Source organism: Geminocystis sp. GBBB08, from assembly GCF_016743215.1.
Lineage (GTDB): Bacteria > Cyanobacteriota > Cyanobacteriia > Cyanobacteriales > Cyanobacteriaceae > Geminocystis.
In genome coordinates, this window is the sequence record NZ_VRZC01000011.1 from 21,011 (window position 1) to 43,115 (window position 22,105).

At 32.8% G+C, this 22,105-nt stretch carries 21 protein-coding genes and 1 pseudogene; 10 read left to right on the forward strand and 12 right to left on the reverse strand.

Translation table 11 applies throughout. From position 1 onward, the window contains the following. Positions 1 to 71: 71 nt before the first annotated feature. From FWJ34_RS03005 to FWJ34_RS03025, 5 genes are all read left to right on the forward strand, one after another. Positions 72 to 938 carry a hypothetical protein gene (locus FWJ34_RS03005; RefSeq protein WP_308253847.1) on the forward strand — a complete coding sequence of 289 codons (867 nt, stop codon included), beginning with the start codon at positions 72 to 74 and terminating at the stop codon, positions 936 to 938. A 142-nt stretch (positions 939 to 1,080) separates the two neighbouring features. Beyond that, positions 1,081 to 3,237 (forward strand): hypothetical protein, encoded by a 2,157-nt coding sequence (locus tag FWJ34_RS03010; RefSeq protein WP_308253848.1) that lies wholly within the window; start codon positions 1,081 to 1,083, stop codon positions 3,235 to 3,237. A gap of 270 nt (positions 3,238 to 3,507) precedes the next feature. Beyond that, entirely contained in the window at positions 3,508 to 3,648 is a 141-nt protein-coding gene (locus FWJ34_RS03015; RefSeq protein WP_308253869.1) for a DUF1778 domain-containing protein, read from the forward strand. Further along, positions 3,641 to 3,964 carry a hypothetical protein gene (locus tag FWJ34_RS03020; protein WP_308253849.1) on the forward strand — a complete coding sequence of 108 codons (324 nt, stop codon included), beginning with the start codon at positions 3,641 to 3,643 and terminating at the stop codon, positions 3,962 to 3,964. Before FWJ34_RS03015 ends, FWJ34_RS03020 begins: the two co-directional genes overlap by 8 nt. A gap of 59 nt (positions 3,965 to 4,023) precedes the next feature. Beyond that, a complete protein-coding gene (locus FWJ34_RS03025) occupies positions 4,024 to 4,161 on the forward strand; it encodes a hypothetical protein (RefSeq protein WP_308253850.1) in 138 nt (45 codons plus the stop codon). Positions 4,162 to 4,211: 50 nt separating this feature from the next. Here the strand turns inward: FWJ34_RS03025 and FWJ34_RS03030 are convergent, their stop codons facing one another. After that, positions 4,212 to 5,684 (reverse strand): VWA domain-containing protein, encoded by a 1,473-nt coding sequence (locus tag FWJ34_RS03030; protein ID WP_308253851.1) that lies wholly within the window; start codon positions 5,682 to 5,684, stop codon positions 4,212 to 4,214. Between the two features lie 168 nt (positions 5,685 to 5,852). Between FWJ34_RS03030 and FWJ34_RS03035 the strand changes: the two genes are divergently transcribed. Then, entirely contained in the window at positions 5,853 to 6,095 is a 243-nt protein-coding gene (locus FWJ34_RS03035; protein WP_308253852.1) for a DUF2281 domain-containing protein, read from the forward strand. Beyond that, positions 6,092 to 6,478 (forward strand): type II toxin-antitoxin system VapC family toxin, encoded by a 387-nt coding sequence (locus tag FWJ34_RS03040; RefSeq protein WP_308253853.1) that lies wholly within the window; start codon positions 6,092 to 6,094, stop codon positions 6,476 to 6,478. Before FWJ34_RS03035 ends, FWJ34_RS03040 begins: the two co-directional genes overlap by 4 nt. Before the next feature lie 93 nt (positions 6,479 to 6,571). Here the strand turns inward: FWJ34_RS03040 and FWJ34_RS03045 are convergent, their stop codons facing one another. The 3 genes from FWJ34_RS03045 to FWJ34_RS03055 are packed head-to-tail and all read right to left on the reverse strand — an operon-like array spanning position 6,572 to position 9,692. After that, positions 6,572 to 7,324, reverse strand: coding sequence for a hypothetical protein (locus FWJ34_RS03045; RefSeq protein ID WP_308253854.1), 753 nt, complete (start codon positions 7,322 to 7,324; stop codon positions 6,572 to 6,574). A 36-nt stretch (positions 7,325 to 7,360) separates the two neighbouring features. Next, on the reverse strand, positions 7,361 to 8,641 hold the full coding sequence (locus FWJ34_RS03050) for a vWA domain-containing protein (protein ID WP_308253855.1): 1,281 nt from the start codon (positions 8,639 to 8,641) through the stop codon (positions 7,361 to 7,363). Then, the gene (locus FWJ34_RS03055; RefSeq protein ID WP_308253856.1) at positions 8,586 to 9,692 is read right to left on the reverse strand and encodes a hypothetical protein; all 1,107 of its coding nucleotides are present in this window, start codon (positions 9,690 to 9,692) and stop codon (positions 8,586 to 8,588) included. The genes FWJ34_RS03050 and FWJ34_RS03055 overlap by 56 nt, the downstream gene beginning before the upstream one ends. Positions 9,693 to 9,810: 118 nt before the next feature. Here FWJ34_RS03055 and FWJ34_RS03060 point away from each other — a divergent pair, with 118 nt between their 5' ends. Then, a complete protein-coding gene (locus tag FWJ34_RS03060; protein ID WP_308253857.1) occupies positions 9,811 to 10,332 on the forward strand; it encodes a hypothetical protein in 522 nt (173 codons plus the stop codon). A 369-nt stretch (positions 10,333 to 10,701) separates the two neighbouring features. Here the strand turns inward: FWJ34_RS03060 and FWJ34_RS03065 are convergent, their stop codons facing one another. The 3 genes and pseudogenes from FWJ34_RS03065 to glp form a co-directional block, all read right to left on the reverse strand. Then, a complete protein-coding gene (locus FWJ34_RS03065; protein WP_308253858.1) occupies positions 10,702 to 11,505 on the reverse strand; it encodes a TIGR03943 family putative permease subunit in 804 nt (267 codons plus the stop codon). 26 nt (positions 11,506 to 11,531) lie between these two features. After that, positions 11,532 to 12,566, reverse strand: a complete 1,035-nt coding sequence (locus FWJ34_RS03070) for a permease (RefSeq protein WP_308253859.1) — start codon at positions 12,564 to 12,566, stop codon at positions 11,532 to 11,534. Between the two features lie 167 nt (positions 12,567 to 12,733). Next, a pseudogene (gene glp, locus FWJ34_RS03075) lies at positions 12,734 to 13,957 on the reverse strand (gephyrin-like molybdotransferase Glp). 196 nt (positions 13,958 to 14,153) lie between these two features. On the opposite strand from glp, the gene FWJ34_RS03080 reads away from it, so the two are divergent. Then, positions 14,154 to 15,401 carry a pitrilysin family protein gene (locus tag FWJ34_RS03080; protein WP_308253860.1) on the forward strand — a complete coding sequence of 416 codons (1,248 nt, stop codon included), beginning with the start codon at positions 14,154 to 14,156 and terminating at the stop codon, positions 15,399 to 15,401. 162 nt (positions 15,402 to 15,563) lie between these two features. Here the strand turns inward: FWJ34_RS03080 and FWJ34_RS03085 are convergent, their stop codons facing one another. Further along, complete coding sequence (locus tag FWJ34_RS03085; RefSeq protein ID WP_308253861.1) at positions 15,564 to 16,853, reverse strand: glucose-1-phosphate adenylyltransferase; 1,290 nt, start codon at positions 16,851 to 16,853, stop codon at positions 15,564 to 15,566. Positions 16,854 to 16,947: 94 nt separating this feature from the next. On the opposite strand from FWJ34_RS03085, the gene tilS reads away from it, so the two are divergent. After that, entirely contained in the window at positions 16,948 to 17,910 is a 963-nt protein-coding gene (gene tilS, locus FWJ34_RS03090) for a tRNA lysidine(34) synthetase TilS (RefSeq protein ID WP_308253862.1), read from the forward strand. Positions 17,911 to 17,928: 18 nt separating this feature from the next. Here tilS and FWJ34_RS03095 read toward each other — a convergent pair whose 3' ends face one another. The 4 genes from FWJ34_RS03095 to FWJ34_RS03110 all read right to left on the reverse strand — a co-directional run. Continuing rightward, positions 17,929 to 20,082 (reverse strand): polyribonucleotide nucleotidyltransferase, encoded by a 2,154-nt coding sequence (locus FWJ34_RS03095; RefSeq protein ID WP_308253863.1) that lies wholly within the window; start codon positions 20,080 to 20,082, stop codon positions 17,929 to 17,931. Between the two features lie 206 nt (positions 20,083 to 20,288). Beyond that, positions 20,289 to 20,588 (reverse strand): hypothetical protein, encoded by a 300-nt coding sequence (locus FWJ34_RS03100; protein WP_308253864.1) that lies wholly within the window; start codon positions 20,586 to 20,588, stop codon positions 20,289 to 20,291. Between the two features lie 174 nt (positions 20,589 to 20,762). Further along, the gene (locus tag FWJ34_RS03105; RefSeq protein ID WP_308253865.1) at positions 20,763 to 21,578 is read right to left on the reverse strand and encodes a type II CAAX endopeptidase family protein; all 816 of its coding nucleotides are present in this window, start codon (positions 21,576 to 21,578) and stop codon (positions 20,763 to 20,765) included. 157 nt (positions 21,579 to 21,735) lie between these two features. Further along, positions 21,736 to 22,105 (reverse strand): AbrB family transcriptional regulator (locus tag FWJ34_RS03110; protein WP_308253866.1); only part of this gene is annotated, 370 nt, incomplete at its 5' end.

Sequence of the window (22,105 nt, forward strand, 5' to 3'; positions counted from 1 at the left end):
CTAAAAATAGAAAATAATTTATTTATTCAAAATATTAAAAAAGATGGAATTATATAATGAGATAACTTTTTATGTTTAAAAATATTATTAATAAACTCAAAAATTCATCGGAATTTACCCAAGAAAATGCTAATATTAGACTGATCGGCGATCGACAATCGGGAAAAACAAGCTATATGGCATCCCTAGCCTATTATCCCAACGCCAGTAAAGACAGTTTCGTGCAGAATATTATCCCCATTGGGGAAGACGCAGAAAACCTCATCACCCAAGCCCAAAATATCCTCGAACAAGGATTAGAATTAGAACCCACTTTTTTAAAAGCTAATATTGACGAAGTAAAAGACTATACCTTGAGTATAACCTTAGCAAATCAGGTAAAATTAACCATTAATTGTAAAGACTATGCTGGAGAATTTTTTAGTGATTTAATGTTTAAAATAGGAGATACTTTACTAGATGATTATTTAGATGACTGCCTTCAAGCAACAGGAATTATATTGTTAATTGACGGCACATCTTACCGTAAAGATAGCGAATATGCTCAAGGATTAGACAAATTTTTAGTAGCCTTAAATCAAGCAGATTTGAGTCAAGGAAAAAGAAGAATTGCGGTAACATTTAGCAAATGTGAGCAATCAGAATTGTGGATAAATCGTCAATTTGCTGAAAAAATAGCAAACAATCGTTTTCCGCAACTTTATAGACGCTTACAGGCATGGCAAAAATTAAATATAGGAGAGGTATCTTATTTTACTACTTCTGCTTTTGGAGTGTTAGGAAGTCAATTTCCCGAAGCAAATTCTCAGAAAATAAGTAGGGGTAGAGAAGGCACAAAATCCATTATCAAAAATCCTCGCCGTTGGCGCCCTTATGGTTTAGTATCCCCCATTTATTGGCTTTGCACTGGTAAACGTAATCCTAAATTAGAGGAGTAAATTATGACAGCTACTATTAATAATTAAAAGTGATTTACAAGAAATAGAAGGGATTTTAAATGATATTCAATCAAGAATTAAGCGATTTTCTCAACAACAAAAAAACTTGGATAATTAATGTTAATGAAACTCGAATAAAACTATGACTAGACAAATAGAAATTCACGAATTTAGCACAGGTATTGTTATCGAAACTAAAGCCGATGGTAGTTGGTTTTCCAGAGGGTTTACGGGAAAATACATGAATTGCACATTTGACCCGATTCCCTACCCCATCCAAGAAGCCATTAGTAACCGTCTGTTTGCCATTGCCGAAGGCGCATCTAGTGACACTCCCGCCATAATTGGGAGAGAAGTAGAAAGTCAAGAAGAATGTTGGTGTGTAGTATCAATTGTAACTAAGGCTAGAGACGAATCTCGCAGTTTTTCCGCCTATCGTTATTTTTGTGTGGAGGGTAAGGGTAATCTCAACAAAATTTTGCGGTTTTTGAAGGAAAATCCCCTACAATTTAACCCCCTCGATGAAAAAACTATCGGTAATCCTCACCTATTCATCGACAACCATGAAATGAAAATACCTCTCGACAATTTTCAAGATTTATTTACCCAATCTATCCCTGTTATTATACCTTTCGATCGAACCTGTGTACCTACAGTTATCAATGCCATAGCGGAAGAAATGGCAGGAGAAAATATGACGGCATGGGCATATAATGTACAGGCGTTGGATAAACCTGCTAGTTTTTACCTCATCAAACCCCATGATGAAAAAGCAGAAGTAATTATTCGCAAAAGTTTAAGTAATCAAGTAATTTTAAATCGCCCTATTTTTGAAGAACAAAAAATTAAAACGGCGGTGACAAGTTTATGTAAAAAGAATAAGATAAAAAGGGAATATATCCAAACTTTAGAAAATGCTTTAAGTAACCCAGATATTAACGATAAATTTTGGCAAAAAATTTTTGATGGACAAGGATTAAAAAAATCTAAATCTGAGGGTATTTATAATGATGAAATGATGAGGCTTTTTACCCTATATGCTATCATTTTACCTCAGACATTATCAGAATTTTTAACATGGCTAAAAGGCATTAAAAAAGATGATTTATTTACTATATCTGATCATTTTCAACAAGAAATATTAAAGCTATTAACCTTAGAAGTTAGCTCAAAATATATAGTAGAAAGAATAGAGTTAGCAGTGATTTCAATCATCCCTTCTTTATTAAAAGATGACACTATAGTAGAGGAAGTAATAAATTTATTAAAAACAGAAAAAAGTCTTTGGAGATATTATTATATTAATCGCATTAGTAAATATATTGATCATGATTTAAAGTTAATGAAAAACTATGGTAAACAAAAAGAATTAAGTGATCAATTAAAAATATTTGAAAATGAATCATGGATAACAATAAGAGATGAATTAACTATAGCTTGGCGTATTCATTCCACCTCAAATAAAAGATTTAAACCTATTCCTAAATATCAAGTATGGGTGAGATTATTTGATGGCTTAAACGAGAGTAAATTGGCTTTATTTTTCGCCCATGTTGCGTATGATAAAGTACCGAAAGATATTTTTAGTAAGGTAAAAAAAGTTAGCTTTGGGAGTAATTATTATTGTAAAATTTATGATGTTAATACAACTAGAGAAGTCGGTATTGTTGAACAATTTATCTTAGAATTAAACGAATTATTCAATATAAAAATAGATATGAAACTCTGGAAAATTATTATTTTAGTTTTTTTCTGTTTAGGATTAGGAGGCTTAGGAGGCTTTTTTTCTCGTGTTTTTTTATTTCCCTCTAAACTAGAAAAATCTGCCAACAGTTTTATTCAAAATCAAGTAAAAGATCTTGATAATAAAGATGAATTAAAAAATAAAAAATCAGAGATAAGAGAAAACATATACAAAACTTTTGACTCTGAAAATAGTAAGTTAATAAAAGAAGTTTTTAAATGTTATCCTAATCCTGAAAAATGCGAAGTAAAAAACAAATATAGTGAACAAATTAACATTGCTGTCAATCAATTTGATAAAACACGAGGAATTATCTTAAATATAAAAAGTGAATTAAAATTAGATGATAATAATATGCAAAAAAAATTAAGAGAAATTTTAAATGATTCTAAACTAAATTATATAGAAGCGATTGAAAAAAATCATAAAAATTATCAGGAATATTGGGTAAAAGCGATTTATAAATATCAACTTGATAATGATTTAACCCCAGATGGAATTATTAATTCAGGTGGAAAAACCTTAGAATCACTCAAAAAAGATTTAGCAAAATAAACTTTAGTAAAAATAGATATTAGGGAAAATGACTGATTACATTTAAGTTATATTTTTCTAGCAGATAAAAAAATGTACATCATTTTAAGGTACAATATATCAAAATCGAAATATGTGCCATGAAAATAACTAAATCAGAGCGTCTTAGTTTAAGATTAGACGAAATAACCAAAGGAAAAATTGAAAAAGCCGCCGCCGTAATCAGTCATCTCTTAATAGCTTTATTTTGACTACCGTGTTAGCCAAAGCTGATGAGATTATTCAACATCAATTCAACATCATGAAACTATGATACTCAGTCATCGAGATCAAGAAATATTTTTTAATGCTTTGTTAAATCCACCAGAGGCAAATAATGAACTTAAAAATGCTCTAATTGATCATGATAAATTGGTAGAGTCAGATGTCTAAATATCGTATTATTTCCTTTGATAAAGGCTATCAGAAAGATAATTTTGACTGCGGTATTGAAGACTTAAATATCTACCTAAAAAAATATGCTAGTCAGGATATAAAAAGAAAATTTGCTCAAGTATTTATTATTTATCCATCAAATTCTGAGAAAATAATCGGTTTTTATACATTGAGTGCTTTTGCTATTCAAACATCTTCTTTACCACTGGAAATAGCCAAAAAATTACCTAAATATCCTGTACCTGTTTCCTTGTTAGGAAGATTGGCAATTGATGTAAATTATAAAAAAAAGGTATTGGTAAACTATTATTAGTAGATGCAATAAAAAGAGTTATTAAAGCTAGTGAAATAATTGCTATTTACGCCTTAGTAGTGTCTGCTAAAAATGACAAAGTAAAACTATTTTATCAACGTTATGGTTTTCTTGAATTATTAGATGAAAATAATTATCTTTTTTTACCTCTAAAAACTGCAACTAATTTTCTTAACATTAGCAACTTAACAGATTAAATGATAGTTTGAATAAAACAATCCCTGTTTTCTTAATATTTTTTGAGATTTTATTCAGTTTTTTGATGATGAAATTCTAAGGTAACAAATCCTAATTTTCTTTTATCTTGATCATTCAATTGATGTTTTAAGGTTTTCATACCTTTAACTTGGGCGTATTCGGTGTCATATTCCATAATAATTTGATTATTTTCGATGTAAATTTTGGCAGTAATGGGATAATATCCTTGAGATTGGGGTAAGTAAATATGGGCATTTTTGGCACAGCCTAAAACAATGGGTTTTTCTCCTAATGAAATAGTAGTTTTTTCTTTTTCATTCCAGTTAACAATTAAGCTATATTTCCTGTTAATTTGTTCAATTAAGGCTATCATTAAACCGAGAAAAAAGCCTAAAATTGTTGTACCGACTAAACGCCCGATAATAGCTGTAGAATATTGAGTAATGAGAAGAAATGCGATCGCACCCATTAAACCTCCAATTAAACCTCCAATCAACCCCCGTGACAACTTTAAATTAGGCACAAAAAAAGCCATACCACCGCCTACCAATGCACCTAAGATACCCCAACCAATTAAACGGGGAATGATAGGAGAAAATCCCATATTTGCTAAAGGAGTAAAAATTAACTGCCCAATACTACCAGCCACAAATCCAGCACATAAACTACTGATTAAGCCAAGGGTAGCCTCTTGGGGAGAAAGTAAACGACGGTGTAAATAATGATTTTGCCCAATTATCAAAGCAATAGATACACCAAGAGAAATTAAGGCTGTCCAAATACCAATGCGTAAAGTACCATAAATTAAAGGATAATTACCCGATTCTCCCGATTCTACTAATTGTTGACTATAAATCAACTTTTCTGCTTCTTGGAAAGCTGTATCAAAATTGCCACTATTAGCAAAAAAAACCTTATTCTCATCTCCGGTTAACTCCGTCAAAAACTGTGTATCCGCATCCCCCGTGGCGATCGCAATTAAGTTAATGCCTTCATTTTTGATGATTTGTGCTTCCTCCATGGTTTTTTCGAGAGATTCGGCAATTCCATCGGTAAACAGCAACAAATTCTTCTGCAAACTGCTATTACTCAATTCTACCCTCCCTGCTTCCAAACCTCGATCTATTCTTGTGCCTCCTCCATCATCCACAGATTCGATCGCCTTTTCTATTTGCCTTAGATTAGAAGTAAGAGGAGAAGTAATATGAACATCAGTACCAAAACCAATTACGGCAATTTGATCTTGATTTTCTGTAGTTTTAGCAATACTAAGATTTTGACGCTTAACAAATTTAGTAGCGGCGGTTTTCACTTCCTCTAATTTCCCGTAATCCATACTGCCAGAGGCATCAATTAACAATACAACGGCTTGAGGTTGTCTAAGGGGAGTCGGAGGTAAGGCAGTCAAAGATAAAAACAACTCTCCTAAGAGTAAAGAGGCGACTAAACAACCAATTGCACCATAAAAACCAAATAACAAAGGTTTACCTAACTTTCTTCGCCAATTTCTAAATATTTCCATGAGAATAAATTGAATAAAAAATCAAGTTGGTAGTGATGAGTTTATTTATCTTCTTAGCTTTAAAAGGCTTACTACAAACGGTTAAAATTAAGTTGCTATTAAAATTTATGCTAAATTGCTTCTAATTTTTTGTAAAATAAATATATCAACTATAGATAATATTAAGCTATGAGTACTGAAACGATCGATCTAACAGCAATAATTTTAATAAAAATAAAAGATTTACCTTTAGAGCAACAACAAGAAATCTTAGATTTTACTGAATTTATTACCTATAAACATAATAAAAATTTGGCAGAAAAAACAAAATCTCAGAAAAAGAGAATCGCTGGTTTATATAAAGGAAAAGGTTGGATGAGTGATGATTTTAATGAGCCTTTACCCCCTGAAGTTTTAGGAGGTATTATATGAAAATATTGTTAGATACTCATGCTTTTATTTGGTGGAATTTAACTCCAGAAAAACTATCTTTAAATGGATTAAACTTAATAGAGAATCAAGAAAATATTTTATACTTGAGTATTGCTAGTGTTTGGGAAATGCAGATAAAAATATCGATTAATAAATTACATTTTGATAACCCATTGTCAGAAATAATTACCTATCAACAAAATATTAATAATGTTCAAATTTTACCTATAGAATTAGAGCATATTTGGCAGTTAAAAAATTTACCTTTACACCATAAAGATCCTTTTGATAGAATGTTAATTGCTCAAGCTATGACGGAAAAGATACCGATTTTGAGTATCGATTCTGTTTTGAATAACTATTCCGTTAATATTATTTGGTAATTTAATGCAGTAATAAGAAACAAAAGAGTTAGAAATAATTTAGGTAAATAATATCTAAATAAAATCATAATATTATACATATTTTAATTATTATTAGTATTGCTCAACTTTAGTTGGTTCACCTACATTAGCATTTGGTATTGTTGCTGATATAAACTTTGCAAAAGATAAGGCTTTATCTTCACTTAAAAAAGATGCTATTTGAATCACTTTTTCCCCATTAATTTTATCTCTTTTTTGATAGGAGTCTTGACAAAAATTATTTCTAATCATATTCAAATATTCTTCACTATAGGGGATGTTAACAGGATAAAAATTAACAGGGTAAACAGAAGAATCTGAAGGTTTTTGATCACCACAAGTAGATTGAGGAAAGTTAGTTAAATTCCATGTATAATTATCTTTATTATTATCACTTAAATTAGTTTCTTTATTCAAGCTAAAATTAATCTCAAAAGATTGCGATCCTTGAGGTAAATAAACTTCTATGTGATACTTACCATCAAGGGGTAAATTAATATCCTTAATTAATTGGTTATTAGGAGCATAAATATCGATACAAATATTACTACTTTCAGTTTGATATTCAAACTTATCACCTGAAGAAGCAGTAAAACTAAAACCAATTTTTTCCCCTTGTTTAATCAATCCAGACTGTTTTATCGAACTATTTTGAAAATCTAATGATTTAACCTTATTTTCCGTTAATTCTAGCTTATTTTGACTAAAACAATCAGTAATTTTCTTACTTTGATTATTAAGATTATTATTACTTTGACAACTAGAAACTAATAAAAAAATAACAGTCAAATTTAACCATTTATCAATTAATAAAATTCTGCTCATATCTACTAATATTAAGTATTGACTATTAATTATTCACTATTCACTATCAAAGGTTTTTTGCTTTAAAAATTTACCCCAAAAATAAAAAGGTAAAACACCAAATAAACCTAAACTAATTAGGGTAGAAAAAAAGATTAATAGACGAGTATTTAAAGCTAATGTGCGCCCAAAAATAGGTATAATATAAAGTTTTTCCTCCGATTTTACGTCAAGAGCTTTTACTATAACCTTATGAGTTGCACCTCGATCAGGGTTTGGATCAGTATAAGTAATTTCGTACTCTCCTAACAAGGCATTAAGAAATAATTGAAGATTTTCCGCTATATCTTCGGCATCCCCCGAAAATTCGGCGATTCCACCCGTTTTTTGGGCAATTTCTGCTAATCTTTTTTCATCGACAAATTCTTCCTCCGGTACTTTTCCCTTATTAACATCTTGACGAGTTGCAGGTTTCGGTAATTTATATTTTTTTGCCAATTGTTGAGGAGTTAAACCATAGCCTAAAGTATGAACAATTACGTTGTTATAATCTTCTAATCTTTCTAGTAATTTAGCAAAATCTTCGGCTTCATTGGGGAAGTTATGATAACCGTCTGAGACTAAAATAATTGATAATCTAGGCTCTAATTTCCCCTCTTTTTGTTGTTCTTCCGTAAGATAAAAACGTGTATCTTCTCGATTTCCTAAAAATTTTATGGCTTCTTCTAAGGGTTGATAAAGATTTGTAGAAGCACAAGGTTTTTTACTTGCTAAAAAGGTTAAAAAATTAGTCAATTTTACATCATTAGGGCTTAAAAAATTGTCTAATTCTTGTTTAGTAACTTTGAACCCCTCGCATTTTTCGTTTCCTTCCCCAAAAGGCACGATCGAAACTTGGGTATTACCACCCCTTTGAGCTAAAATCGAGAGAAACTGGGTAGTAGCTTCCATCGCCCCTTCTAACTTGGTTTTACCGCTACTATCAGGGGTTAGCATACTGCCACTCATATCCATTAAGACGATAATCCACGCTGGAGGTGGCTCGGATTCTTCAGGAGATTTCCAGTTTTTTCGATCAAACTCTACCTTATTACCTTCCACTTGTAAAGCAAAATCTCTATATGATAACCCCATCACAGGTCGATCGCCCTCTCCCGTCACCTTCACCCGAAGAGTAACTTGATCATCATTAACAGCAGTACGAACAATATCCACTTTTTTTGGGTTCTTTTCTTGTGCAGAAATAGGACTAATTAAAGTGAGAAATAATAATAAAACTAAACTAACCTTGGGGGTCAAAAAAGCGGTTATAATAGACAAAACGGAAATTTTTTTCATAATTAATTAAATTGATATTTTCTGGGTTGTTTTCTACTTCTAAAATGGGATAAAAAGTTACTAAATAATTATGTTTTAAAGTAATTTTTTTATTAGCTTTTAAAATTTCCCCATTAATCGCAATGTGATTAAAATATAAAATATGAGGAATTAACACCGCCTCCCTTGATTTTATTTCAATAGTCGCCACCTGATCAGGTAAACTAGGGATACGAATATGACAGTCTTGAGATGAACCTATTTTAAGATTCCCCTTTGATGGTAGTTTAATTGATAATCCCTCCTCAATACGATCGAGACTACTATCACTAACAAAAGTTAACACAGATTGATCAATTTGAGGATAATCTTTACTAAGATTCATGGATTGAGGGGAAATTTGAGCAAAAATTTGACTAACATATTCAAAACCACTACCAGCCCTAAGAGCGACTAAATAGCTAGGAGAGCTAGTTAAACTGAAAGTTAAGCCCAAAAATAAGCCTAAAATGCTGAAACCAACAGGATCTTCTGCTAAACGGAAATTTTTAGGCATTTCTTGTAAAAATACTCGCATCATTTCAAATAAAATAGCTGCGATTAAACTTGCACCCATTGCCCCCCCGATACTAGCGATTAAACGGTTGCGAAATCGCTTTTTATCTCCGGCTTCCACCGTTTCCCAACGCCATGTTAAGCCTTCTGCCAATCCCACCGCAACCCCAATTAATAACCATCCCACAATCCTTATTATCGCCGCAGGAATAGCAAAAAAAGGTAAAAATAAAATTTGTGCGATCGCCCCTGATAATAAACCAATAATTAAACCTAATCCTAAAGCAATTATGAGGGGGATTTTTGCCTTTTTAAAACACAATTTTGGGCGAGTAGGGCTAGAGATAAAAATTTCATTTAACACCATGCCAATGGCTAAAGAAATAGCGATACAGGGATACAAAATCAACTCAGGAAAAGAAGAAAATAAACCTAAATCTGTAAGAAAAAATTGCCCAATATTCCAACCGATTAAAGCAGATGTTATTCCTGCTATTAAATATAAATAAATACGCATAAAAAGTATATTAACCTTAGTTTGAGATTGGTATAAAGTAAATTCATTTTATCTTAAAGTATCTGGTTGATTTGTTATGATGAGAAAAAAAAGGTCATAAAATACTCACTATATACTCATGTCTTTAAAAACCAAAAAATCGGAAACCCTAGAAACTAAAAGGCAAAATTTTAATATTACCCCGGAGCAGGAAGCCAAATTAAATTGGCTACAACAGGCTATGGGAACTCCTAATATTAAGGAAACTATTTTGAGATCTCTGGATGTGGTATTTACTCTTAAATCGAATCTAACAAGAGGAAATCGTTTATTTGTGCATACATCGAAAGGGGAAATAAGACTTTTAATCCCAGAGTTAGAATCGAATAGTAATGAAGATTGGTTATATTTAGTTCAACGTCCTCACGAATGGCGTAAACAATTGTATATAAAAGGTCGAAAATTATTAGCCTCAACGGTGTGGCAGGATTTAATCATTAATGAAATGTCAAAGGAAGAAGCCGCCGATAATTGGAATTTGCCTATTGCAGTTATTGAGGAAGTTATTTCTTATGGTGAAACTTATCAAGATTTAATTAAGTTGGAGGCGGAAGAAGAAGCCTATCGTTTGAAAGAAAAAGGAGTCAATGGTGAGTTTTAATTTATTAATTGACGAGGATTCTTTAGCTAAATATTTAATTAATTTGCTCAAAAAATTTGGATAATAGTAATTTTGATTTAAGAAATCAGTTTATTATTTTGAATCAATGGAATTCCTAAAACATTAAAACTTTGGGCTAATGGTAATATTAACGATCGCTTCTTAATTAAGATTTAAAGAATTAATGACAGTAGAAATATAACTAACTTTTATTTGTTTAATAACTATTTAATTCATCTTTTTCGATAAGGAAGGGTAGAACATTGTTTAACTCCTACGGGATGGTATAAAAATTGTAGGGGCTGAAAAATTTTCTGCCCACCCTCATCAAAAAATATTGATTATTAGTAAACATTAAAACGATCTAAATTAGTAAGCATAAGGATTATTAGGGGTTGGAATAATTTTAACATCTGTAGCTTTTAAGACTAAATGACGTTTATCTTTTCTTTCCGTTTGAGGTGAAGAATCAAGATGAGGTAAAGTTGCTGTTTTCATAACTCCTTGTATTTCTAACCAACTATCAGCCGGAAAATTACTTCTCGATTTTGGTAATTCTACGAGGATACCTACAGGATAAGCGTCAACAGCACAACAAGTAAGGACAAAACGAGATAAATAGATATAATTGTCGGGTAATTGGTCTAAATGTACCACAAATCCTGTAATATTTGCTTTTTGTCCTGTATAGGTGTCTGGTTCGGGATAAGCATTAAGAGTTCTTACCCATTCTATCAGCGATCGCTTTTCTGGAGATGTTTGATTAAGAAAAGATTGAGTTTCTAAGGTAGTAGGAGGTAATGAATCAATTACACCTCTTTGCATAGCGGTTTGACTGCTTAACACCATTGGTTTAATGGTTAAACCTAATATAGCCACAAAAGTTAATAAACTACTAGCCCATCCTTTTGGCAGTAAATTAGAGTGTTGATTATTCCCAGAATTATTTTGGTTAAAGTTTTTTTTATGGTAGATAAATAATTGAATAATTTTAGCTATTGATAATAAAAATAAAATCACACTACTTACTAAAACTAAAATAAAATAATTCGGATGAATTAATAAATTTAACTCTTGAGTAAACCAATATTTAAACAATAATAATGACCATAACAAAATTGCTATTATATCCAAAATATTTAGCCATAATTCTTGATTTTTAATGTTATTCATTTGTGGGAGAGAATTATTTGCGATTTTTAAAAAAAGTAACTATAGGATAAAGTAAAAATAAAGGTTAATTGAGCAGCGATCGCCGTTAGATAAAGAATCATTCTTGGCTTAAAAATAGATAACATTAAACCAATTCCTTTTATATCAATCATAGGACCAAATACTAAAAATGCGATTAAAGATCCTGTGGTAAAAGTTGAAGCAAAAGATAAAACAAAAAAAGAATCTACTGTTGAACAAATAGAAACCACTACGGCTAAAATCATCATAGCGATAATAGAAGTAATAGTTCCTTGTCCTAAATTTAAAATAATTTCTCTAGGTACAAAAACTTGAATTGACGCAGCGATAGCACTACCTAAAATTAAAACTCCCCCTAATTCTCGTAACTCAATTTGGACATTATTAATAAATAAATTCCATTTTTGCCACCCTGAAATAGTCTGATTTTTTCCCTCAGAATTTTTCAATAAGTTATCGTCCATTTTAATAGTTTTTCCCTCACTTCCCAGAATGAAACTCCCTGATTGCAATAAACTATATTCTGGAACTTTTGTTTCTTGTATCGGTATTTTTTCCGTTTCATTTAATTCCATTAACAGCGTTAAACGTTTAGCTAATATAGGTTTTAGTAAAGGGCGAGGATCAGATTGAAAACTAAAGATACAACCAATAGTAATAGCAATAGTCAGAGAAAAAAGCATTCTTAACCAAACTATATGAGGTTGCCCATGAAAAGCGACATAAGTTGACCATAACACAATTGGGTTTACTGTGGGTGCGGCTAAAAGAAATGATACAGCCACAGAAGTAGGTAAGCCTTTTAGTACAAATCTACGAGCCACAGGAACATTACCACATTCACAAACAGGAAAGAAAAAACCAAAAATACTGCCAATAATTGCACCGAGAAAAGGATTTTTAGGTAGTTTAGTAATTAGTGTACTTTCATCCATAAAAAAGATCAGGCTACTGGATAATAATACCCCAATTAAAAGAAAAGGCATTGCTTCCACTAATAAGCTAGTAAAGATTGTAAAAGCGCTATATATTTGAGTCATATCATAATAATAAGGAATGAAGAATGATAGATTAAGGATGAAGAATCAGGAATTGGCCATGAGTAATGGGTTTAAACCCTTTATGATAAATGAGAATTATGGGGCAAGATGCCTATTCCACAATTATTATTACTTTACTTCCTGCATTGCTTCGTGTTTCCTTACTTTTAATTATTTACCAGCATTATGTTCACATCGTCGCCGATTTCGATTAAATTTGTACCGATGGGAATAACCGCTAAAGCATTAATATTTTGTAAATTAACTAAATTCCCTGAATTATGAGAACCTTTGGCAATAGTAAACTGCTAATGTCCTTTGATCAAGTTAGCATTACCCCAAAGATAGGTTTCTCTTGTACCTTGCGATCGCAAATGATTAACAGTGATAGCTTTAACCATAGAAGGGTAATGATAATTTTGATTACCTGATAATTTGTTCATGGCAGTCTGTAAAAATCGCCAACAAGTCACCATGGTTGAAACTGGATTGCCGGGGATGCCAAAATATAACTTATCGTGTTTAAAAGTTGCTACAGTTAAAGGTTTACCCGGCTTCATTGCTACCCCCTTGACTTGAATTTTACCCCCTATTTTTTGTAATACTTGATCTACATAATCATAATCACCCACCGACACTCCACCAGTGGAAATAACCCAATCAGCTTTATTTAAGGCTTGAATAATAGCATTTTCTAAGGCTTGAGGATTATCAGGAATAATACCTAAAGATAAAGGAATACCTCCATTTTGTTGAATAAAACTAGCTAATAAGTATTGATTAGAGTCGATGATTTTACCTTTTTCCATAGACTGATAAGGTGTAATTAATTCATCACCAGTGGAAAGAATCGCAATAATCGGCGATCGCACAACGGGCACTTGTAAACATTGTGCAGTAGCTAAAATAGCCATTTCAGGAGGATGAATTTTGCTACCTGCCGATAACAAACAGTCACCCGCCTGATAAAAAGAGCCTTTATAACGGACAAATTGATTTTTGAGAGGGGAAGCAAAAATTTTAACTTCATCCCCTTCTTGTAGGGTATTTTCTTGAATAACGATGGTATCAGCACCTTCAGGTAAAATTGCACCAGTAAAAATTCGGGTGGCTTCTCCTGAAGAAATAGTTTTTTGTGGACAGTATCCTGCAGGAATTTCTTCTATGATTTTTAAACAAACAGGATTATCAGAGGTGATCATGGCTACGTCTTGAAATTTAACAGCATAACCATCCATAGCCGAATTATCATCATAGGGAAAATCGAAACTAGAAGTAATATTTTCAGCTAAAATGCGATTAGTGGCTTGATGTAAAGGTACTAATTCCCTATCAGTGAGAGGTTTTACTAAATCGATAATAATTTTTTCAACTTCAGTAACAGTAAGCATAATGATGGGATGAATAGTTGATAGTTGATAGTGATTAGTTGATAGTAAATAGTTGATAGTGATTAGTCAATAGTGAATAATCATTGTGCCATAAGTATCTTGCCTATAATTTCCCTTTTCCCTCGTTTCTGATGTTTAATTATTTTGCCCTTTTTTGATTGATAATGAGAAAAATGTACTTAAAAAATTATAATCAGTGAAACAACATCAAAAACATATACAAAAAGCCACTTTAAGTAACGGTATCACCCTAATAGTCATTGAAAATCCTACCACAGAAATAATTGCCGGCAGAATTTTTTGCCGTCATGCTGGAAGTTTATGGGAAGCAACTCATCAAGCAGGAATTTTTCATCTGTTAGCCAATGTAATGTCTAAAGGCACTCATAACTTGTCATCCTTAGAAATTGCCGAAAAAATCGAGTCTATTGGTGCAGGATTAAGTACAGATACTTCTAGTGATTATTTTTTAGTTAGTTTAAAAACCATTACGGCTGATTTTCCCGAAATTTTAGCCTTAGCAGGGGAAATTCTGCGTTTTCCGACTTTTCCTAATCATGAAATAGAACTGGAAAAAAAACTAATTTTGCAGAATATTTTATCTCAAAAAGAGCAACCCTTTAATCTTGCTTTTAGTCAACTCAGGGAAATGATTTATGGTAAACATCCTTACGGGTTTTCAGTTTTAGGCACAGAAAAAACTGTTACGGAGTTAACGGTAGAGGATTTAAAACAGTGTCATAATAAACACTTTACTCCGGATAATTTAACTATTAGTTTAGCAGGAAAAATAAATTTAGATCAAGCAATTTCGATCCTAGAAAAAATTTTCGGTGACTGGCAACCATCTAATGGGGATATTCCTCAATTTAACCCTTATCCCCTTTCTCCTAAATCAGACTATAGAAAACTTGATCAAGAAACTCAACAATCTATTATCATGATGGGTTATCTAGCACCAGAAATAAAACATCCTGATTATCCTGTACTTAAATTATTAACAACTTATCTGGGAAATGGATTATCTAGCCGTTTATTTGTGGAATTGAGGGAAAAAAGAGGATTAGCTTACGATGTCTCTGCTTTTTATCCTACTCGTCTTGATAAGTCTCAATTTGTAGTTTACATGGGAACAGCCCCTGATAATATAGAAAAAGGAAAAGAAGGTTTATATAATGAAATCAAACGCTTAAGAGAAGAAAAACTAAGTATAGAAGAGTTAGAAACAGCAAAAAGTAAATTATTAGGGCAATATGCTTTAGGAAAACAAACAAACGGTGAATTTGCTCAAATTTTCGGATGGTATGAAACTTTAGGCTTAGGTATTGAATATGACACCATTTTTCCTGAAGAAATTACCAAAGTCACCTTAGAAGACATAAAAAGAGTCGCCAATGATTATTTTCAAGACGACTTTTTATGTGTATCTATTGTAGGACAATAAATAATTAAAAATTAAGAATGAGAAGGGTGAATAGGATTCACCCAAGGAATTAGGAATGAGAAGGGTGAATAGGATTCACCCAAGGAATTAGGAATGAGAGGCAAAATGCCTATTTAACTATTATTAACTATTAAGTGTTAATTGTCAATTGTCAGTTAAAAATTAAATAACAGTGTTATCAGGAATAACAGCATTTTTGATCACAACCACAATGCCACTGCGAATTAAGAAACCTTCCTTTTCTCGATTAGCTTCCTCAATTCTGTCTTTATTGGTAATAATCACATTTTTGCCAATTCGAGCATTTTTATCGATAATTGCCCGTCTTACAGTAGAATTGGCTCCGATGCCCACCGGCACACTTCCTTCATCTATTTTACTCTGCCTGATGCTATAAGATTCATAATAGTCAGCACCCATTAATAGACTATCTTCAACAATACAATTTGATTCAATTCGAGTTCTTACCCCTAAAACACAGTGATTAATACGGCATTCTTTGATAATGCAACCTTCACCGATAATAGATTGAGTTACATTAGAATTTAATAACTTAGTCGGTGGTAAATAACGAGAGCGAGTGTAAATAGGAGATTTTTCATCATAAAAGCTGAAATCGGGCTGAGGTTGTCTGGTTAATGCTAAATTTGCCTCATAAAAAGCCTCAATCGTTCCAATATCTTCCCAATAACCTTTAAATAAATATGCTTGTACTCGATAATCCTTAGCGGCGGCGGGGATAATTTCTTTACCAAAATCTGTCTGACTAGGATTATTTTGTAATAATTTTTCTAAGACTTCCTTTTTGAAAACATAAATACCCATCGAAGCAATATAAGGGTTTTCTTTAGCTTTTTCAGGACTTAAGCCTAAAATAGAAGTATCCACTGCCATTTTTTGCAATTCTTCACCTTCGGGTTTTTCGCTGAAGTCAATAATTCTGCCACTATCATCGATTTTCATTAAACCAAAAGCTGAGGCTCTTTTTTCATCAATAGGTACAACAGATAAGGTAATATCAGCATTAGTTTTGCGGTGATGTTCCACAAATTTACTATAATCCATACGATAGAGATGATCACCTGAAAGAATAATATACTCGTCAATATCCCATTCTTGAAATAACCATATATATTGACGTACTGCGTCTGCTGTACCTTGAAACCATTCTGGATTTTCTTTCGTTTGTTGTGCCGCTAATACTTCCACAAATCCGTCACTAAACCCTGAAAAATTATAAGCACGACTGATGTGACGATTCAAAGAAGCTGAGTTAAACTGGGTTAAAACATAAATTTTTAGAATTTCAGAGTTAATGCAGTTACTAATGGGAATATCAATTAAACGGTATTTTCCAGCTAGTGGTACGGCAGGTTTTGCTCGTAATTTAGTTAAAGGGTATAATCTTGTACCAGCGCCACCGCCTAAAATTATTCCGAGTACTTTTTTCATAAATTTAATCTGTTAAATTACTTTTATTAGCAAGTTTATGGGTTTATGGTCAATTCGACAATGATAATTAGGAATTAGTAATGAGGAATCAGTAATGTGGACTAATTTTCATGCTAGATTACATCAAGAGTTAAAAAATCGTCTTTTATTGCCAAAAAATAGCAAAATATTAATAGCAGTATCAGGAGGACAAGATTCCCTCTGTTTAGCTCGTTTATGCTTAGATTTACAATCAAAATGGGGTTGGAATTTGGCGATCGCCCATTATGATCATAATTGGGTATTAGATGAAGGATTAGCTAGTCATGTAGAGAAAATCGCTGAAAATTGGGGTATAAAGTTTTATTTGAAGAAAGCTAACCAACAAATACCAGAAACCGAAGCAGATGCCCGAAAATACCGTTATGAGGGTTTAATTAATATTGCGACAAATCATCAATTTAATTATCTAGTAACAGGACATACTTTAAGCGATCGTAGTGAAACTTTTATTTATAATTTAATGAGAGGTGCGGGAATGGAGGGTTTAAGTGCCTTACAGTGGACAAGAAAACTTAGTGATCATCTTACCCTAGTTCGTCCCTTACTCAATTTTACCCGTGGTGAAACTCTTGCCTTTTGCCAACAATTAGAATTGCCTATCTGGGAAGATAAATATAACGAGGATAAAAAATTTGCGCGTAATCGCATTCGCCTTGACTTAATTCCTTACCTCAAAAAAGAGTTTAATCCGCAGATAGAGAAACATTTAACTCAAACGGCGGAGATTTTACGCGCTGAAGTGGAATTTTTGACACAAGAAGCTGAAAAATTATTTAATTTGGCGTTAAGTAGCGATGGGCAAAGTATAAAATGTTCTGTATTAATAGGAAAACCCCTCAGTTTACAAAGAAGGGTTATCAAGGTTTTTTTTGAACAAAAACTGAAAACAATGCCGAATTTCGAGCAAATAGAAGCCATTGTGAGCTTAATTACCGCCCCGAACCTATCTCGAACTTCTACCTTACATAAAGGTTATTTTGCTCAAGTAAAAGGAGATAAAATTGTAATCATTTGAGTTTGAGAAAATAATGTACTAAATTTTAGACTCCTGACGGGCGATTTCTGCTTGTTCGGGATGAATACCTAAACGGGTTAAATTTAAACGTCCTTTTTGATCAAAACCACGAATTTTGACCACAATTTCATCACCAATGGCAACTTCATCTTCTACTTTTCCGACACGATGTTCTGCTAATTGGGAAATGTGAATCATGCCTTCTTTACCGGGTAACACTTCGACAAAAGCCCCAATATCGATGATACGACTTACACGCCCTAAATAAACATCACCCTCATTCAGTTTACGAGTCATCGTCTGAATAATACGTTTAGCTTCCTGAGCTCTTTCTGCTTGTACTGCACAAATAGTTACAGTGCCGTCATCGGCAATATCAATTTTTGAGCCTGTTTGTTCTGTAATCGCTTTGATCGTTTTGCCACCTGGTCCTATAACTAAACCAATCATATCAGGATCAATTTTCATTGTCATTAAACGAGGTGCATTAGGTGATAATTCTTTACGAGGGGCATTGATGGTTTTCATCATTTCTCCTAAGATATGCAAACGGGCTTCTTTGGCTTGTTTCACCGCATCGGCGATGGTTTCCATTCTTAAACCAGTAATTTTCATATCCATTTGTAACGCAGTAATACCGCTATCTGTACCTGCTACTTTGAAATCCATATCCCCTAAAAAGTCTTCAATACCTTGAATATCGGTCAAAATACGCACTTGATCACCTTCTTTGATTAATCCCATGGCGGCACCACTAACAGGCTTGGTAATAGGTACTCCAGCATCCATTAAGGCTAAAGTTGAACCACATACCGAACCCATCGAGGTTGAACCATTAGAAGATAATACTTCAGAAACTACTCTAATTACATAAGGAAAGTTTGCTTGAGGTGGTAAAACAGGGGTGATAGCTCTTTCTGCCAATGCACCATGACCGATTTCACGTCTTCCGGGGGGGCGTAAGGGTTTCGTTTCACCCACGGAATAGGGGGGAAAATTATAGTGGTGAAGATAACGTTTTTCAAAGTCAGGGTGTAAATCGTCTGCTAAATCTTGGGCATCTCCTGAAGTTCCTAAAGTGGCGATCGAAAGTACTTGAGTTAAACCTCGTTGAAATAAACCGCTACCATGTACTTTTGCCGGTAATAAACCGACACGGGAAGAAATAGGTCGTACTTCATTTAATTTACGTCCGTCAACACGCACACCATCTTCAATGATTTGATGACGCATGAGTTTTTTGGTTAACTGTTTAAATAAGTTGGGGAGAAGTTTCCCATTTTCGCTAACAGCGACTTTAATTTCATCATCATCGGGTAAACTATTAATGGCTTCTTGTACATTAGCTTGAATAGCATCTAAAGCTTCATCTCTAGTATTTTTATCATAATCAAAATGAGAAAGAACTTGTTTAATTTCCTCTGTGGCTTTTTCGTGAATAAAGTTAACTACATGAGGATTATCTTCTTCTTTGTTTTCGATTTTGATTTCAATGCCCAATTCTTGAAGAAGATCTTTTTGTGCTTGAATTAATTCTAAAATCGCTTCATAACCAAATTCGATCGCCTCGATTATATCTTGTTCAGGTAACTGATTTGCCCCAGCTTCCACCATGACAATACCATCAGGAGTACCAGCCACGACTAAATCTAAATCACCGTTTTCGATTTCTCGGAAAGTGGGGTTAATAATAAATTCATCATGAACTAATCCTACTCTTACCGCCGCCATCGGTCCATAAAAAGGGATTTGTGCCACTAAAGTAGCTATGGAAGCGCCTGTAACTGCTAACACATCTGGTGGTACTTCTTCATCCATAGATAAAGTTGTAGCCACAATTTGTAAATCATCTCTTAACCATGAGGGAAAAAGAGGACGTAAAGGGCGATCAATCAAGCGACTGGTAAGGGTTGCACGTTCTGGTGGTCTTCCTTCACGGCGTAAAAATCCTCCTGGGATACGTCCTGCCGCATACAACCTTTCTTCATAATCTACAGTTAAGGGGAGAAAATCAATGCCTTCTCGGCCTTTTGTACGAGTTGCCGTTACAAAAACTGCAGTTTCACCTGCTTGTATTAACACCGAACCACCCGCTTGAGGTGCTAATAATCCTACTTTAATCTTTATATCTCTTCCTTCAAAAAAAGAAATTGACTTATTATATTCTTCCATTCAACTTTTTTTCCTTATTCTTCGCTTTTCTCTATAAACCCTATAATGGTAACATTTTTCAGTAACGAACAATTAGAATTTAGAATTTAGAATTTAGAATTTAGAATGAAAAAGCAAAAAGTCAACCTAGCCTTCTAGTCATAAGAGTCTTCTAGTCATAAGAGTCTCCTCATCAAGAGTGTTATACTTTAATCAATCCTAGCTGATTAAGATTTTTCTTCAGAAAGTAGTTGTTGACAAATATCTTTTACTCTCATTCTTTCAATATAAGGCCAACCTCCCACTTCTTCAATGTGTTTTAATAATAAATAAAGTCGGTGACGAGTATCGGGTAAATTCGGTTCAAGCATTTTTTCTCGGATGTTACGATGAAGCAATTCTAATTCTCGGAGAATCAAAAGCACGTCAAAAATGTTATCTTGGGATTTTTCTGCTAAATTCCCCATATCACTAACTAACTTTTTGAGTTCATTTTCAATGGTACTGTTATCGATACTGCTATTCATGAATCTTAAAATTACTTAACAGAAATTAATGATAATTGATTATTTTTATTTTTGCTACATCTAAGTACCAGTGCAAAATTAATCGTAGATTTTGTTTTTCTCAAATCTATGATAACAAGAGGTTTAACCCCCTTGCCTATAATAATTTATCAATAAATCAAAGGAATACTAGAACTAGGAGAAAGGGAAAACTAGAAGGCGAGAAGATTGAAAAACTAAAAATAAAGAAGTTAATAATAAAACTCCTAAACCAGCAATACTACCTAATGGTTGATCTTTTTTGCCGATGAGCCAACTTTTTTGTTTGGGATTATAACTGAAAATGTTAAATGTATCGATACAAGCCAAAACAAACACCCAACCACCATGTAAGCCGATAGCTAATCCTAAGCTACCATTATCGATAATACGGGCGTAAAAAAGAACTATTCCCATAAAAAATAATCCGGGTAATTGCGGTAATGTGTTTTTTTGTTCCCAAATTAAATGTAATAAGGCAAAAATCACGCTGGAAATAATTGCACTTAGCCAAATATTAAAATCTTCTCTTAAAAAATTGACGAAGATGCCCCGAAAAATCAACTCTTCAATGGAGGCAATAAAAAAACTGAGGAATAAAAGTATTGGTAAATTTAACCATATATTATTAGGGGTGGAATCTTCTTGATTATTTAACTTTAACGAACCTGTTACTAATTCTAAGGCATCAATGATGAAAGTAGTTATAATGCCCAAACCATAGCCAAATAGGATAGACTTAAAAAGACTAGCTTGAAAAATCAATCCTATTTTTTCTAAGGAGGTTTGCTCTAATGTGATCATAGCCCAAGTTAAAATAGGAGCTAGAGCATAAAGAGAAATAATAAAAGTTAGTTTTTGAGTGTTGGAAATTGGTGCGGCTATTTGCCATTTAACTAACCTTGCGAGGGGAATTGCGATGGGAAACCAGATAACCGCCCATATTATCAAAAATAAAATGATTTTTACCATTGAATTAAATTGATTAAATAGAGCAATTAATGAATCACCCTCAAAATTTAGCATTTTTATTGACAAGGTTAATTATTTTCAGAAACAGTGGTTTTTTGAGCAGTTGTACAGAATTAAATTTTTGATCCCATCTATTGATAAATCTCAATATTAAGAATTAATCTTCATAATCTTCTACATCATCTGCACCAACTTGTTTTAAATGAATATGTTTGTAGCCTAATTTTATTTCAAACTCATCACCCGGTTGTAATCCCATTTTTTGGGTATAACTAGAACCGATAACAATTTGACCATTTTTATGGACACTAACTCGAAAAGTTGCCTCTCTGCCACGACCATCTTTTATTCTTTCTGGATCAAGGGGAACGCCTTTAGCTGCTAAGACGGCATCATAAAAAGCTGTTAAATTTACTCGCTCTTTATCATTTTTTCCCAAGGTATAATAACCACAGGCTTTAGCTCGTTGACGACGAGGAATATCTGATAATTCTTTAACTTTTTGTAATAAGGCTTTTCCTGATAAG